We start from the raw sequence: 14988 nt of genomic DNA on the forward strand, positions 1-14988 counted from the left end.
ATTATGCCTAGCGATCGCCGTCAATTTCTGACTACATTAGGATTAGCTACCCTCGCCACCCAAGTTTATCTTCCCACTGCCCAAGGTGAGCGATCGCCACACACAATCTCGAAACCATCCCGGTTGTACAAAGGTGATACTATCGGTTTGATTGCGCCTGCAGCGATCGTCACATTGGAAGATATTACTATCGCCCAGGCGCTCTTTGCAGATTTAGGACTAAAAGTCAAGCTAGGCGCACATATTTTAGACCGCTACGGTTATCTAGCAGGTAAAGATATCGACCGCGCCCAAGATATCAACACCATGTTTACTGATAAAACGGTAAAAGCCATTATTGCCATGCGTGGTGGTTGGGGCTGTAACCGCATCTTACCATTACTAGACTACGCCAGTATCCGCGCCCATCCCAAAATATTCATCGGCTACAGTGATATTACTTCTTTACTATTAGCAATCAACGCCCGCAGTCGCTTGATTACTTTTCACGGCCCAGTAGCTACCTCCACCTGGAATCAATTCACACTCAATTATTTCCAACGTCTCTTGTTTCAAGGAGAGGCGATAAAAATGCAAAATCTCGCCGATGGTGAAACACGAATAGAAGTAATTACACCAGGAAAAGCTAGAGGAAAACTGATAGGAGGTAACTTATCAGTTCTATCAGCAATGGTCGGTTCACCTTACCTTCCTTCATGGAACAATAGCATTTTATTTCTAGAAGAAATTAGCGAAGATGTTTACCGCGTAGACCGGATGTTGACACAATTAAAAAATGCGGGAATCTTAAATCAAATCACTGGCTTAATTTTTGGTCAATGTACCAATTGTTCACCAGGAGATGAACCAAACTTTACGCTCAAACAAATCTTGGAACAGCATCTAATTCCTCTGAAAATTCCCGCGTGGTACGGTTCCATGATTGGTCATATTAAAGATAAATTTACTGTTCCTGTAGGTGCAGAAGTGGAAATCGACGCCCAATCCGGGACAATCCAAATGTTAGCTTCAGCCACAATTTAAATTTAGTGGCACTTAATACTTAAAATTGAGGAGGTGCAATCCTCCCACAAAACTTACCATGCGTCGAGATTCAATATTTTATAAATTATTTCAACAATCGCCAACTTTGTTATTTGAACTATTGACAAACCCGCCTAAAAATGCAGATGACTACAGATTTGATTCGGTAGCTGTTAAAGAACCAAAATTTGAAATTGATGGAGTGTTCTTACCCCCAGAAACCGAAAATCCGGGGGTTGTATATTTTTGTGAGGTGCAATTTCAGAAGGATGAAAGACTCTACGAACGGGTGTTTGCGGAATCCTACTTATATTTCTACCGTAATCGAGATAGATTTAGTAACTTGCACATAGTGATCATTTATCCGTCTCGCAGTCTCGAACAGAGTGAGATTTTGCCATATTTAAGTCAACTAAACAGTCCACAGATAAATCGCATATATTTAGATGAGTTGGGAGATATTCGCTCCTTACCTGTGTGGGTGGCGCTGATGGTGTTAACGACGTTAGATGATCAGCAAGCTACCGTACAAGCTAGATACTTGCTAGCTAGAAGTGAACAAGAATCAGCATCATCCAACCGCGCCATAATAGAACTACTGACCACAATCATGGTGTACAAATTTGAAGACAAAAGCCAACGGGAGGTAGAACAAATGTTAGGTATTACACTCCAACAAACGCGGGTTTATAGAGAAATTAAGCAAGAAGGACGTGAGGAAGGACGTGAGGAAGGACGTGAGGAAGGACGTGAGGAAGGACGTGAGGTGGAAGCACGATCGCTCATTTTGCGTCAATTAACTCGACGGGTAGGAGAATTACCGCAACAGGTGCGATCGCGTGTCGAATCCCTCTCGCTGGAACAGTTGGAAAATCTGGGGGAAGCGTTGCTTGATTTTACCAGTATGGCTGATTTGGATGCTTGGTTGGCAGCGATGCTCCCAGAGGGAACTGGACAAAGTGGGATGTAAAGCCAATATCCAAGTTTAAATTTAGATTACTTTTTCCCAGATGAGGGTTGCGGCTGGGGTGATTGGGCGATTTGCTGCATTAACTGTTCAATTTTCTTGATTTGTTCAGTGTTTCCTTGGACAGTGTATACACTATGAGCGCGTTTTAATGCTACGTTAGCCTGTCTGATATCCCCTTGATTATATAGAGTTACTCCCAAGTTATAGTAAGCAGAAGCATCTTGAGGATTTTGACGAATAGCTTGATGGTAAATAGAAATGGCCTCAGATACTTGACCTTGAATTGCCATTAGACTTCCCAAATTATTGTAAGCGGTGATATTTTTGGGATCTCGTTGTAAAACTTGCTGATAGTTAGCCATCGCTGCGGATATTTGACCTTGATTCTGTTGGGCGATCGCTAAGTTAAAATAAGCATTAGCATTGCTACTATCCAAATTAATCGCTTGTTGATAAGCTGCGATCGCATCCTCCAATTTTCCCTGTTCAAACAGTGCCAAACCTAAATTATAATGGACAGCCGCTACTGTGGGATTAATTAACAAGCTCCGACGATAAGCAGTAATCGCCGTTTCCCTTTGACCTTGGCGATGCAAAGCCAACCCCAAATTATAATAAGCCTCGCCAAAGTCGGGATTAATCCGCACAGCCTCTGCATACTCCTGCACCGCCGCATCCACGCGGTTTTGTTGTAGTAAAATATTACCTAAATAATTTCTCGCCATCCCTAAATTAGGATCTCGCTGCAAAGCTGCGCGGAAAGCTGATTCAGCACCCTCCCAATCTTGGCGATTCCAGCGCGTCACCCCCTGCTGATAAAAACTAGCCGCTTCTAAATCTTGAGAAATCGGATTTTGTGCTAACAATTTGCTTGTGGAAGTATTCAGCATCATTGGTGTCATCAAGACCACAAGTGTAGACGAGCAAAATAGCGCCGTCTTGGCGATTAAGTGTAAACACTGTTGTAAATGGTATTTGTTAGACATAAATCGCAATTTTGTGATGTTAGTTAAATCCTCATAAGTCAGAGTACCCACCCCAACATGAAAAATTTAAAAATCAGCAAAAAGGAAATAACCAATTACAAAAAAGGGAACAGGGAATAGGGAACAGGGAACAGATAAGAAACTAAAGTTGCAGAGTTTAAAGCCCAGTCAAAAAAAAAGATGTTTTTTGAGATGCGTAGCACGAAAAAAAACAGTGCGGAGCCGGAGCCGCTCCGCCAAGGCGTCATTATTTCAATCTCATGTTTTTAAACATGAGTTTTTCCTGTTAAGAGTTGCCCGTTAAGAGTTCCCTCTGAAATTGGCAATTCCACTGCTTCTGGTAAAATCAGCATCGCGTCACCGAAAGAATAGAAACGATATTGCGCGGCGATCGCTTGTTGGTATATATTTAACAGTCGCTGTCTACCAATAAAAGCGCTCACCAGCATCAATAAACTAGAACGCGGTAAATGAAAATTAGTAATTAATCCTTGCACCACCCGCACTTGGTAGCCTGGATAAATAAACAAGTTTGTCTTACCACAAAATGGTTGCAATTCTCCAGATTGCGCCGCTCCTTCTAAAGCCCGTACTACCGTCGTTCCCACCGCAATCACTCGCCCACCAGCAGCTTTCGTCGCCCGGATTTGTTCCACAGTCTCCACGGGTACTTCCATCCATTCTTCATGCATTTGGTGGGTGGTGACATCTTCCACTTCCACAGGGCGAAAAGTCCCCACACCTACATGTAGCGTCACAAAAGCTTGATTTATATGGCGATCGCGCAATTTGTCCAGCAATTCTGGGGTAAAATGTAGCCCAGCAGTAGGAGCAGCGATCGCTCCTGGATGTTGAGCATAAACCGTTTGATATTGCTCATCATCGGCCGCAGACGCATTGATATAAGGCGGTAAAGGAATTTCTCCATACACCTGTAGTAATTGCACTAAAGACATCCCCTCTGGGACATCAAATTGCAGCAACCGCCCTCCCGTCGCCTGATCTGTCTCCAAAACTGTAGCTGACAGCAAAGGAATGGGGGCTAAGGAAGAACTCACCCCCTCGTCTCCCCTCGCATCAAAAATTATCTTCGCCCCTCCCTTAAATCGTTTTCCCGGCTTGACTAAGGCTAACCAACAGTTATGCTGTCGTTCTTCCAATAGCAGCACCTCAATCTCCGCACCCGTGGATTTACGACCATAGAGCCTTGCTGCCATAACCTTAGTATTATTCATCACCAGTAAATCTCCTGGTTGTAGGAGTTCTGGTAAATCACAAAAAATATGATTTAAAGGTGCTTTTTTATTGACAGTGCTACGAGAATTTACTACCATGAGGCGAGAACTATCCCTAGGGAATGCGGGATTTTGTGCAATCAATTCTGTTGGTAGTTCATACTCATAAGCACTTAATGTTTTGTCGAGTTCATCGCCTTTGCTACTCAATCGAGGAATGAGATTCAATTCATCTGGTGTTATTTGTTGCTCCATTTTGATAGACAGGGCTAAGGGCTAGAGGTGAGGAAAGAAATATGTTTTTCCGTATCTTTGCCAATGTAAGACATATTCGGCGATCGCTACTCAATTGAATTATTGGACTATGAGATTGGTACTATCAAGTAACACGGAAGTACTTATATGAAAATTGGGTAAACCTCCCCATCTAAAAACGGGGGCTTTTACCCTACCGGGAACCCCTATTTATTGACGAATATAGAAATGTAGGATTGGCTTTGATCCCAAGCACCATCATGGAATATTTGTATTACCTGGCAAATGCCAGTTTAACTCTGAGGGTCGTTCAACACCTGCACACCAGACCCCAGATGCCCGTTGCGTTCCTTACCGTAATTCATCAGATAGATGGTTGGGTGGTTAGGATCAAACTCAAAGAGCAAGTTTCGCCCCAGGTTGATGGCGACTTCCGGGCTTTTCTCAATGAATTAGGAATCAGCCATGAACCGCCAATGCGGGTGCAAATGGCACTTTGGAGTTTGGAAGCGGGACAGTGCCCAGTGGATGTGATGCGTCGCTATCAAGTAGCGATCGTTTCTCATGGTAGCCCAGAAAGAGAAGAAATTGAAGCATTTAGACAACAGTTTGTCAGAGGTTTGGGCTATTGTCCAGAAACTCTGGCTTGAGTAGTTTAGTTGGCAATGCTACGACAAGATTTTCGCTAATTATGCAAGCAATTGCTCATGGGATCGTCTCATGGGCAATTATGCATTATATGTGACAGAATCGAAAGCGTCGGCAATATATTCTCGCAGTTCCAGTTGGTAAGTAGCCACCAAAGAACTGGCTAAGACTTTTTCAGGAACCATCACAGTAGAATTATCTGTGATTTGGCGACAACAAACAATCGCCACGTCAAATCGACAGGGATAATCTGCTTTTTGAGGGTACTCAGCTAAAAATATCTCCGCAGTGCGCCAAAGTTTAGTTTGCTTTTTTGGTGTGATGGCGTTTCTCCCTCCTCCATCCCAACTCCCCGGACTACGGGTTTTGACTTCCACAAATATCAAGGTAGAGTGATTTTTTGTCTGTGAGTCTCCAGCATATTCAGCAATAATATCAATTTCTCCCCAACGGCAAGCAAACCGCCGATGGAGAATTACCCAACCTGTGGACTGTAGCCATTGTGATACTAGGTCTTCACCTAATTGACCAATATCGAGATAATGAGATGGAGGAGAATTCGCCATTGGCTAAGAAAATCTTATGAGTCTTAAATTAAACCACACTGTTTGGGGAATTATACTTAGTGTGTTGCTTTGGGGAGTAATGAGCATCACAGATGTTGTCCGTGGTACTAACACAGCTTTCGCCCTTGAATATAACAAAGAAATTTTGATTGAGGCTGATTTCTCAGGTCGTGATTTAACAGACTCTAGCTTTACTAAAGCTAACCTGCGTCAGAGCAATTTCAGTCACTCTAACTTGCGCGGTGTCAGTTTTTTTGCAGCTAATCTAGAATCAGCCAACTTAGAGGGTGCAGATATCTCTAACGCTACCTTAGATTCCGCTCGCTTCATCAATGCAAATTTGACCAACGCGGTATTAGAGGGCGCATTCGCTGCCAATGCGAAATTCGACGGCGCTATCATTGATGGAGCAGATTTTACAGATGTGTTGTTGCGTTCTGATGAGCAAAAAAAATTGTGCAAGGCTGCGAAAGGAACCAATCCCACCACAGGGAGAGATACCCGCGAAACGTTGTTTTGTTTTTGAATAAGTGACCATGGGGAAGCCACTGCGGTTAATCCCCACCTGTATTAACTATGAAAGTTCAGGTGTAATGCCAAGTCTCTGTCATACTCGGTGGTGGTTTCGATTAATTCAGCTTGGTATCCCAGTTCTTTACGGGCTTTAAAAAATGCTTCTTCCATACCTTGTGTATAGGGAAGCAATATGGATTTGTGTTCTAGTTGTACACGACTGACGATTTCATCTACCAATAAGCATTTCCATCGTTCCGTCATTTCCCAAGCTACACCGACTGTAGGCATGACCATAACGCATAAAGGTACTAATTCTCGTTCTATTGGTCTGAGACTTCCTTCTAGGACGCAAAGCCAGAGGTAAGCTTGAAACATATTTAAGTCGCGCAAACAAGAATGTCCCACATCTGGATTGCTGAGAGAGCCTTTAGTGCTGCGGTGATTGGGAAATAATTCAATTAGTTGACAGTAAACAGTAGCGCCAATATCAGAAGCTAGGGGTAACAGATGGGTGACTAGAGCTAAGGCTGGGGAACTCAGGTGATGCTCGGTCGCAGCAGCGATGACTCTTTGCCAAGGGATTGATATTTGTTCTTCCACAAACTTGAAGTAGGGACAAAGTAGGATTTTCTCGACTGCATTCAGCTGACTAATCAGTAGCTTGTTGGTGAAGTTGAATAAGCTGCTGAGAAAACCTAACACCCGCCTATCCTTGGCGATGGCGTGTTGCTCTTGATATCTCAGCAAGATATGCTCTAGTTCTTCTGCTAATATTTCTATGTCTGGGATGGCGGATAGAATCAGAGAAGACTGCTCACAAATACCCCGCGCCGCAATTGGTTTGACAATGGGGGTGACTATCAGACCAGACTGTTGTTGATAAACATCTAATAACTTTTGATATACTTGGTACGCAAACTGAGCAATCTGCTGTGCCTGATGGAAATCAAGAATCTGGGGGATATATTCATGGACAGATTTCGCTTGGTGATTTGCTTGGTTAAATGTGCGTTCTAATAAATTTTTTAATAACTTAGCTGTGGTTAAAGCTCTTGCTTCTGGTAAGGCGACTCTCACCAATTCACCGTAAAATTTCGGATTCTGGGATAAAGATGATACGTCAACTTTATAACGCTCTGCCCAAAGCTTAACTAGGTGCTCAGATGAGGAAGTTTTAGAACTATGGGCCTTGGCGGGGAATAACATAGATTTAGTTGACTATGATTAACATACGTAAACTTTATCTTAAGAGTAGTAACACGAATAAGTGCGTAAATAAAATATACAATAAGCAAATATAAAGATACTGTGTAGCTAAATGCGATCGCTAAAAGTCATTAGACTTCTTGCAGAAGTCGGGAACAGGGAACTCTTAACAGGGAACAGGGAGCAGAAAAGGTACTTTTGCAAGAGGTTTATTAATCATGAAACGGGGCGTGGGGAATTAGGTATGGAGAAGGAATTTTCTCTCATCCCTAACCCATAGCCCCTAACCATTGTTTAAGCTTCGTCTAAAGCCGCAATACCGGGTAATACTTTACCTTCGAGTAACTCCAAGCTAGCGCCACCACCGGTGGAAATGTGGCTCATTTGATCGGCTAAACCGACTTTTTCTACAGCGGCTACCGAGTCACCACCACCGATAATTGTGGTTGTGCCGGTTTTACCGATTTCTGCTAAAGTATGAGCGATCGCCTCTGTGCCTACGGCAAATTTATCAAATTCAAATACACCCATCGGCCCGTTCCAAATCACGGTTTTGGTATCTGCTAAAGCTTCTTGGAAGACTTTCACAGAATCAGGGCCAATATCCAAACCCATCCCATCATCGGGGATATTTTCGATGCTGACGGTGGTTGCATTGGCGTCAGGGGCGAATTTATCTGCAGAAACGATGTCAGTAGGAAGCAATAAAGCCACACCGCGTTCTTTAGCTTTCGCTTCCAAAGTTTTCGCCAGTTCTAGCTTGTCTTCTTCCACCAAAGATTTACCAACACTCAAACCACGGGCTTTGTAGAAGGTAAAAATCATCCCCCCACCGATGATGAGTTTGTCGCATTTTTCTAACAAGGTTTCAATCACACCAATCTTACTAGAAACCTTAGAACCACCGATAATTGCTGCCAATGGACGTTGGGGATTTTCGATGGCGCTTTGCAGATATTGCAATTCCTTCTCTACCAAATATCCAGCCACGGAAGGAGTGAGGAATTTAGTTACACCCTCAGTAGAAGCATGGGCACGGTGGGCAGTACCAAAGGCATCATTAACATAAAAATCAGCATTAGCTGCCAATTTTTGGGCGAATTCTGGATCATTTTTTTCCTCTTCTTTATAGAAGCGGACATTTTCCAGCAATAGCACTTGCCCGTTTGCTAATTCTCCTACCTTAGCAGCCACTTCATCGCCAATAGAATCATCAGTCTTGATGACTTCTTGTCCTAGCAACTCAGAGAGGCGCTGGGCCACGGGAGTCAGGCGCAATTTTTCATCTACACCTTTGGGACGCCCAAAATGGCTGACGAGAATTACCTTAGCTCCTTTCTGCGTCAAGTCTTGGATGGTTGGGAGAGCAGCGCGGATGCGAGTATCGTCTGTGATCTTGCCTTGATCATCAACAGGTACGTTAAAATCAACCCGTACTAAAGCGCGTTTACCAGATACATCAGCCGCAGATAAACTGAATAAAGTTTTTTTAGACACTACCAGATCCTCCTGATTGCCTTTTTGTTATTGTTTTGAAAGTAGTCCATCCAGATTTTACCGGAGTCAGGGGTGCGGAGGTGAGAGATGTTTAAAACAGTACTATTTCCAATTGATCAAAGTCGGGAAGCGCGGGAAGCGGCTGATGTAGTGACGAATGTGGTGCAAAAGTATGGTAGTCGGTTGGTGCTGTTGTCTGTGGTGGAGGAACCAACTGCAGACGCGCCTAGTACCGATCCGATGTTGTCGCCTGAAGTAGTTGCTAAATTGTTGGAAAATGCTCAATCTTTGTTTTCTCAGCAAGGAATACAGGCCGAAGTGCTGGAAAGACAAGGTAAGCCAGCGTTTACTATCTGTGATGTTGCTGATGAAATTGAGGCAGATTTAATCATTATGGGCTGTCGGGGTTTAGGTTTGACTGAAGATGGAGCAACTGATAGTGTGACTACCCGTGTGATTAATCTTTCTCCTTGTCCGGTGTTGATTGTGCCGTAATTAAGGGACAGGGGATTGGGCGTGGGGAGGTGGGGAGATGGGGAGGTGGGGAGTGTGGGGAGTGTGGGGAGGTGGGGAGGTAGGGATTGTCAGAAATATTTTCAATGAAAGTATAGGAATCATATTTGATTGCGTGAAAAAAACTCAGTACACTTTTATTCCCTGTTCCCTGTTTCCTGTTCTCTATTCCCTATTCCCTTTTACCTGTTTTTAACGCTGGTCTAAGTTATCTGTATGGAACTAATTCACCTGATTGGGTGTATGCGATTTTAGCAACTGGAATATACCCTAAATATAGAGGCTATTTGAATTTTATTGGTGGTTATTCTATCAATAGAAAATTATCTCCATTTGAAAGATGAATTCAGGAAATCCGGACACTTAAGTCTATTTGCTATTGAACATCTGTCGGCAAAAGTGAGGTGTGACGGAAACCGACATCGCCTACTTTTCGCGACATCCCAAATGGTATTACTTATCTGGCGATGACCAGATGTAACCAGATATTTAGTTGCTTGTGTATTTAAGGGTTAAAGAGTGGATGAAACTGTGGAGTCACTGTATACATTAGATTGTCAACCAGAGGTGGTGACGCTGCTCTCGAAAATTGCTGCTAATTTACCGGGGATGATTTTTCAGTTTCTCCAACGGTCTGATGGTTCTCAGTTTCTGCTTTATGTTAGTTCTGGTTGTCGGGAGTTGTATGAATTGCAGCCAGAGGCGATTAAGGCAGATTTCCGGGTGTTACATCAAATGGTACATCCTGAGGATGTGTCGGCTTTAGCGGCGTCTGTAGCAATGGCGACGAAGAATCTGACACCTTGGCGCTGGGAAGGTCGAATTATTACACCCAGTGGTCAAATGAAATGGATTCAAGGTGCTTCTCAATTGGAACGACAAGCTAATGGTGATTTGCTTTGGGAGGGCTTGGTGATGGATATCACAGACCGCAAACAAGTAGAAGCAAAATTGCGAACCAGTGAAAGGCGCTACAAGGCGATTTTGGATGCGATCCCCGATTCGATGTTTCGGATTAACCGCGATGGGAATTATTTGGATTTGAAGGATGATTGCAAGAATGTGGGGCTGGCTAGGGAAGAGATTATTGGCAAGAATATGCGGGATTTACTACCCGATGATGTAGCAATTATTGGTCAAGAGGCGATCGCTAAAACTTTAAGTTCTCAAGATTTACAGGTTTGTGAATATCAGTTACCTTCGCCTCTGGGAATGCGAGATTATGAGGCGCGGTTGGTAGTTAGCGGCACTGATGAGGTGTTAGCTATTGTCCGGGATATTACGGAACGCAAACAAGCGGAGGCGAATCTGCAAAGTTTGGCAAAAAAGTTTTCTAAAGCTTTTCGCTGCAGTCCGAATGCAATTACAATTAGCACTCTCGGCGAAGGACGCTATGTGGAAGTTAACGACAGCTTTGTGAGACTTTCTGGTTATGAGCGGGAGGAAGCAATTGGTAGGACGGCTTTTGAGTTGAATACTTGGGTAAATCGCCGCGATCGCCTAAATTTATTACAAGAGTTACAAGCTAAGGGATTTGTACGGAACTGGGAAGTAGAATTCCGCACTAAGTTCGGTGTGAAGATTACAGGGTTATTGTCGGCGGAAGTGATTGATTTAGATGGTGTTCCCTGTATTTTGGCAGTTACTAATGATATTACAGAACGGAAGCAGGTAGAAGCGCAATTACGGCTGTCGGCGCAGCGCGATCGGTTGTTGACGGAAACTCTCGCGCGCATTCGTTCTTCTTTGAATTTAGACCAAGTGTTGCAGACTACTGTCTCGGAGGTGAGGCAATTTTTACAAGCAGACCGGGTGTTTATTGGTTTAAATCATGTCCAGGGTGGTGATACAGCCATTGCTGAATCTGTAGATCCTCGGTATCCGTCTGTTCTGGTTTGGACAACTGATGATGAAACTTATTTGCAAGAATTCAAACGGTTATTAACTAGCGATCGCATCCGCTTAGTTACCGATATCAGCAAAATCACCGCTTCTGACAAATTAAAAGCACATTATCAGCAATTCCACATCCAAGCAACTTTGGCTGTACCAATTATGCTCGGTGATGAATTATATGGGGCGCTAATTGCTAACCAATGTTCCGGGCCTCGCCATTGGCAAAGTAGCGAAATTGACCTGCTACAGCAGATGTCAGCACAATTAGCGATCGCTATTCAACAAAGCTTTATTTATCAAGAACTTGCCCAACTTAACGCGAATTTAGAGCAGCAGGTAGAGGAAAGGACTGCACAGCTACAACAAAAAATGCAAGAAATCGGCGAACTGCAACGGGTAAAAGATGTAGTATTACATACTGTCGCCCACGATTTGCGGACTGCAGTGATGGGTAATTTAATTGTCCTCAAAAATTTGCTGAACACTGAGGGGTTAGAGCCGGAAAATACTGGAATCCCTGTCTCCCGTTCCGTAATTGAGCGGATGATTCAAGGAAATGACCGCCAATTGGGAATGATTGATTCTTTATTGGAAATGCATTGCTGCGAAGGTAAGGGAATTGTCCTCAGACGGGAGTTTGTCTCTTTAAATACATTTCTAGAGTCAATGCTGCAGGAATTACAGCCGTTGCTGCAGCAGAATCAAGCAAATTTGAAGAATTTATTACCACAAAATTTGCCGTTAGTACTAGCAGATTCCACAGGCTTAAAGAAAGTTTTGATAAATTTATTTACCTATAGATGGCAACACAACCCCCCAGGATTAAACTTTACCCTGAAAGCCAAGGTTGCAGATGGGATGATCCGCCTGCAAATTCAAGATGACGGTGCGGTGATGAGTAAACTGGAGTGCGATCGCTTATTCAATCTTTACATACCCGATCCTCAAGGCCCTTGTCTCACAGGTATGGCTTTAAAAATGTATCTGAGTCGCCAAATTATGCAAGCACACGGTGGTGAAATAGGTGTCACTAGTCACCGACAGCGGGGGTTAACTTTTTGGTTCAGTTTACCAACGATACCAAATGAGGGGGAAGGGAGAATGACAAATAACACATAACAAATAACTAATCCCAAATTCCTCGTCCAGATGGAGACGGGGAACTTTAACATAAAAATGTCAAGCCGGTATGGGCAACATTGGTAGTACACGAATGGCTAGTTTATTGAGAATAATCCAAAAGTGGTGGAGAAGGGTATCAGTAGCAGTATTCTCAGAGCCAATGACTGCAATTGACCAGGATCAGGAGTGGCTAGCTAATAGAAATCGCTTTTTATGGCAGAGGTTATATCTGTGGTTATGGTTAGCGTCGATTTGTTTGCTAACCTTTACTCTAAGAGACATTTATGACATTTTTTTTCCCCTCCAAGAGTTCAAAAAACTGCCAGAACCGTTGAGGATTCATGGATTATTTATTAACGTTGCCATGTTCATCAGTTTACTGGTGTACTTCGCGCTCCGGAAAACTAAATTTGGTTATCGTCATCCAGGGCTATTATTTTTAGGTTCATCTTGGTCATTGAGTTTATCATCACAATTGTTTGCGACACTCAAGGGTTTTGCACTACCTGATACTTTGGGTTGGTCGCTATTGTTTTTTAGCCAAGCGACATTTATTCCTGTTTGCTGGCCGCTGCATTTGATATCTCAAGCGGGTGTACTATTTTATTATTTTGCGGTGAATACAGCTTTGGGATTACAAACACCGTTGCCTGACCATCCGGAAATTTATAATGCCACTTTTATTTTGTATGTTTTTTGGTTATGTGCTATTTGCGACATTGGCATTTTCTTGTATGATCGCCTGCAGTGTTCTGAGTTTTACGCGCGGCGGGAACTTGAATCGGCTTACCACAAGCTAGAAATTACAGAGGCTAAATATCGTAGTATCTTTGAAAACGCGGTGGAAGGTATCTTCCAAAGCAGTGTTGATGGGCGATATATTACCGCAAATCCCGCACTGGCTCGTATTTATGGATACTCGCGACCAGAGGAAGTGACAGCCAACTTTACGGATATTGAACATCAATTGTATGTTGATTCTGGTCGCAGAGCAGAGTTTGTCCGCTTGATTGAACAGCAGGGAAAAGTCTCAGAATTTGAATCGCAAATTTATCGCCGGGATGGAAGTGTTGTCTGGATTTCGGAGAAAGCTTATGCTGTGCGCGATGAACAGGGAAAATTACTTTATTATGAGGGGTTGATCGAAGATATCACGCAACGCAAACAAGCGCAGGAAGCACTCAGGGTCTTTTTCCATGCAGTTTCTCATGATTTGCGGAATCCCGTGTTGGGGACTTTAATCGTGTTGAGAAATTTACTTAATAATCAAGAATTGGGTTCAGCGTCGATTTTGGTGTCTCGAAGAATTTTAGAGCGGATGGTGCAAAGTAGCGATCGCCAACTCAATTTAATTAATTCTTTGATGGAAGCGCACATCAGCGAAGTGCAGGGCGTAGTTTTGCAGCGGCAACCCCTACAATTATATACAGTAGTGGCAGATGCGATCGCTGATTTAGAGCCGATGTTACTCGGCAATCAAGCCATCTTGACAAATTTAGTTACCGCAGATTTACCTTTGGTGAATGGTGATGCTACTCAACTGTGGCGAGTCTTCTCAAATCTGATTGTCAATGCCATCAAACATAACCCCCCAGGATTATCGTTGACAATTGACGCCACCGTCACCGGCGACAAGATATATTGTACCGTCAGTGATAACGGTGTAGGTATTAGTCAACAACAAAGCGATCGCCTTTTTGACCTTTACTACCAAAGTAGCCATCATCGCCACACCCTCAGTTTAGGATTGGGCTTGTATCTATGCAAACGCATCATTGACGCCCACGGTGGCGAAATCGGCGTCAAAACTGCATTGACTGCAGGCGCGACTTTTTGGTTTACATTACCGATTAATTGAGATGGGGAGGTGGGGGGATGGGGGGATGGGGTGATGGGGAGTGTGGGGGGTGTGGGAAGTGTGGGGGGTGTGGGAAGTTTTGAGTTCTGAAATTCAAGTTTCAGGTTCAAAGGCTCGTGCTTGAGGCTTAAAGGCTGACGCTTGAGGTTCAAAGGCTCAAACTTGAGGCTTAAAGGCTGACGCTTGAGGTTCAGAGGCTGAAACTTGAGGTTCAAAGGCTCGCGCTTGAGGCTTAAAGGCTCGCGCTTGAGGTTCAAAGGCTGACGCTTGAGGCTTAAAGGCTCGTGCTTGAGGTTCAAAGGCTGACGCTTGAGGTTCAAAGGCTCGCGCTTGAGGTTCAAAGGCTGACGCTTGAGGTTCAGAGGCTGACGCTTGAGGTTCAAAGGCTGACGCTTGAGGTTCAAAGGCTGACGCTTGAGGCTTAAAGGCTGACGCTTGAGGCTTAAAGGCTCGCGCTTGAGGTTCAGAGGCTGACGCTTGAGGTTCAAAGGCTGACGCTTGAGGCTCAAAGGCTGACGCTTGAGGCTCAAAGGCTGACGCTTGAGGCTTAAAGGCTGACGCTTGAGGCTTAAAGGCTGACGCTTCAAGCTCAAAGGCTCAAACTTTAATCCCCATCACCCCACCTCCCCATCACCCCATCACCCCATCACCCCACCTCCCCACACTCCCCATCACCCAACACTTCCCACACTTCCCA

At 44.0% G+C, this 14988-nt stretch carries 13 protein-coding genes; 7 read left to right on the forward strand and 6 right to left on the reverse strand.

The window, feature by feature from the left end; genetic code table 11:
• Positions 1–3: 3 nt before the first annotated feature.
• Together MIC7126_RS0124435 and MIC7126_RS0124440 are read left to right on the forward strand one after the other, a co-directional pair.
• Positions 4–1023 (forward strand): S66 peptidase family protein, encoded by a 1020-nt coding sequence (locus tag MIC7126_RS0124435; RefSeq protein WP_017655752.1) that lies wholly within the window; start codon positions 4–6, stop codon positions 1021–1023.
• Between the two features lie 58 nt (positions 1024–1081).
• Positions 1082–1993 carry an Rpn family recombination-promoting nuclease/putative transposase gene (locus tag MIC7126_RS0124440; RefSeq protein WP_017655753.1) on the forward strand — a complete coding sequence of 304 codons (912 nt, stop codon included), beginning with the start codon at positions 1082–1084 and terminating at the stop codon, positions 1991–1993.
• Positions 1994–2019: 26 nt separating this feature from the next.
• Here the strand turns inward: MIC7126_RS0124440 and MIC7126_RS0124445 are convergent, their stop codons facing one another.
• Together MIC7126_RS0124445 and queA are read right to left on the reverse strand one after the other, a co-directional pair.
• Complete coding sequence (locus tag MIC7126_RS0124445) at positions 2020–2979, reverse strand: tetratricopeptide repeat protein (protein ID WP_154656017.1); 960 nt, start codon at positions 2977–2979, stop codon at positions 2020–2022.
• A gap of 266 nt (positions 2980–3245) precedes the next feature.
• Positions 3246–4469, reverse strand: a complete 1224-nt coding sequence (gene queA, locus MIC7126_RS0124450; protein ID WP_017655755.1) for a tRNA preQ1(34) S-adenosylmethionine ribosyltransferase-isomerase QueA — start codon at positions 4467–4469, stop codon at positions 3246–3248.
• A 260-nt stretch (positions 4470–4729) separates the two neighbouring features.
• On the opposite strand from queA, the gene MIC7126_RS0124455 reads away from it, so the two are divergent.
• Complete coding sequence (locus MIC7126_RS0124455) at positions 4730–5119, forward strand: hypothetical protein (protein WP_017655756.1); 390 nt, start codon at positions 4730–4732, stop codon at positions 5117–5119.
• Between the two features lie 78 nt (positions 5120–5197).
• Here MIC7126_RS0124455 and MIC7126_RS0124460 read toward each other — a convergent pair whose 3' ends face one another.
• Positions 5198–5683 carry a YraN family protein gene (locus MIC7126_RS0124460; protein ID WP_017655757.1) on the reverse strand — a complete coding sequence of 162 codons (486 nt, stop codon included), beginning with the start codon at positions 5681–5683 and terminating at the stop codon, positions 5198–5200.
• A gap of 16 nt (positions 5684–5699) precedes the next feature.
• Here MIC7126_RS0124460 and MIC7126_RS0124465 point away from each other — a divergent pair, with 16 nt between their 5' ends.
• Positions 5700–6209, forward strand: coding sequence for a pentapeptide repeat-containing protein (locus MIC7126_RS0124465; protein WP_017655758.1), 510 nt, complete (start codon positions 5700–5702; stop codon positions 6207–6209).
• Positions 6210–6253: 44 nt separating this feature from the next.
• Here the strand turns inward: MIC7126_RS0124465 and MIC7126_RS0124470 are convergent, their stop codons facing one another.
• Together MIC7126_RS0124470 and MIC7126_RS0124480 are read right to left on the reverse strand one after the other, a co-directional pair.
• Positions 6254–7405 (reverse strand): hypothetical protein, encoded by a 1152-nt coding sequence (locus MIC7126_RS0124470; protein ID WP_017655759.1) that lies wholly within the window; start codon positions 7403–7405, stop codon positions 6254–6256.
• Between the two features lie 294 nt (positions 7406–7699).
• Positions 7700–8902 carry a phosphoglycerate kinase gene (locus MIC7126_RS0124480; protein ID WP_017655761.1) on the reverse strand — a complete coding sequence of 401 codons (1203 nt, stop codon included), beginning with the start codon at positions 8900–8902 and terminating at the stop codon, positions 7700–7702.
• An 87-nt stretch (positions 8903–8989) separates the two neighbouring features.
• Here MIC7126_RS0124480 and MIC7126_RS0124485 point away from each other — a divergent pair, with 87 nt between their 5' ends.
• Positions 8990–9397 carry a universal stress protein gene (locus tag MIC7126_RS0124485; RefSeq protein WP_017655762.1) on the forward strand — a complete coding sequence of 136 codons (408 nt, stop codon included), beginning with the start codon at positions 8990–8992 and terminating at the stop codon, positions 9395–9397.
• On the opposite strand, the gene MIC7126_RS32315 is transcribed toward MIC7126_RS0124485, so the two are convergent.
• A complete protein-coding gene (locus MIC7126_RS32315; protein ID WP_274517510.1) occupies positions 9398–9520 on the reverse strand; it encodes a hypothetical protein in 123 nt (40 codons plus the stop codon).
• Positions 9521–9934: 414 nt separating this feature from the next.
• Here MIC7126_RS32315 and MIC7126_RS28310 point away from each other — a divergent pair, with 414 nt between their 5' ends.
• On the forward strand, positions 9935–12430 hold the full coding sequence (locus tag MIC7126_RS28310; protein ID WP_017655763.1) for a sensor histidine kinase: 2496 nt from the start codon (positions 9935–9937) through the stop codon (positions 12428–12430).
• Between the two features lie 94 nt (positions 12431–12524).
• Positions 12525–14291 carry a PAS domain-containing sensor histidine kinase gene (locus tag MIC7126_RS0124495; RefSeq protein WP_026100501.1) on the forward strand — a complete coding sequence of 589 codons (1767 nt, stop codon included), beginning with the start codon at positions 12525–12527 and terminating at the stop codon, positions 14289–14291.
• The last annotated feature ends 697 nt before the right edge of the window (positions 14292–14988 follow it).

Origin of the sequence: Fortiea contorta PCC 7126, from assembly GCF_000332295.1 — a bacterium.
Lineage (GTDB): Bacteria > Cyanobacteriota > Cyanobacteriia > Cyanobacteriales > Nostocaceae > Fortiea > Fortiea contorta.

Coding starts and splice junctions, on each gene's coding strand:
- MIC7126_RS0124435 (WP_017655752.1), top strand. CDS start 4: ATGCCTAGCGATCGCCGTCAATTTCTGACTACATTAGGATTAGCTACC.
- MIC7126_RS0124440 (WP_017655753.1), top strand. CDS start 1,082: ATGCGTCGAGATTCAATATTTTATAAATTATTTCAACAATCGCCAACT.
- MIC7126_RS0124445 (WP_154656017.1), bottom strand. CDS start 2,979: ATGTCTAACAAATACCATTTACAACAGTGTTTACACTTAATCGCCAAG.
- queA (WP_017655755.1), bottom strand. CDS start 4,469: ATGGAGCAACAAATAACACCAGATGAATTGAATCTCATTCCTCGATTG.
- MIC7126_RS0124455 (WP_017655756.1), top strand. CDS start 4,730: ATGGAATATTTGTATTACCTGGCAAATGCCAGTTTAACTCTGAGGGTC.
- MIC7126_RS0124460 (WP_017655757.1), bottom strand. CDS start 5,683: ATGGCGAATTCTCCTCCATCTCATTATCTCGATATTGGTCAATTAGGT.
- MIC7126_RS0124465 (WP_017655758.1), top strand. CDS start 5,700: ATGAGTCTTAAATTAAACCACACTGTTTGGGGAATTATACTTAGTGTG.
- MIC7126_RS0124470 (WP_017655759.1), bottom strand. CDS start 7,405: ATGTTATTCCCCGCCAAGGCCCATAGTTCTAAAACTTCCTCATCTGAG.
- MIC7126_RS0124485 (WP_017655762.1), top strand. CDS start 8,990: ATGTTTAAAACAGTACTATTTCCAATTGATCAAAGTCGGGAAGCGCGG.
- MIC7126_RS32315 (WP_274517510.1), bottom strand. CDS start 9,520: ATGATTCCTATACTTTCATTGAAAATATTTCTGACAATCCCTACCTCC.
- MIC7126_RS0124495 (WP_026100501.1), top strand. CDS start 12,525: ATGGCTAGTTTATTGAGAATAATCCAAAAGTGGTGGAGAAGGGTATCA.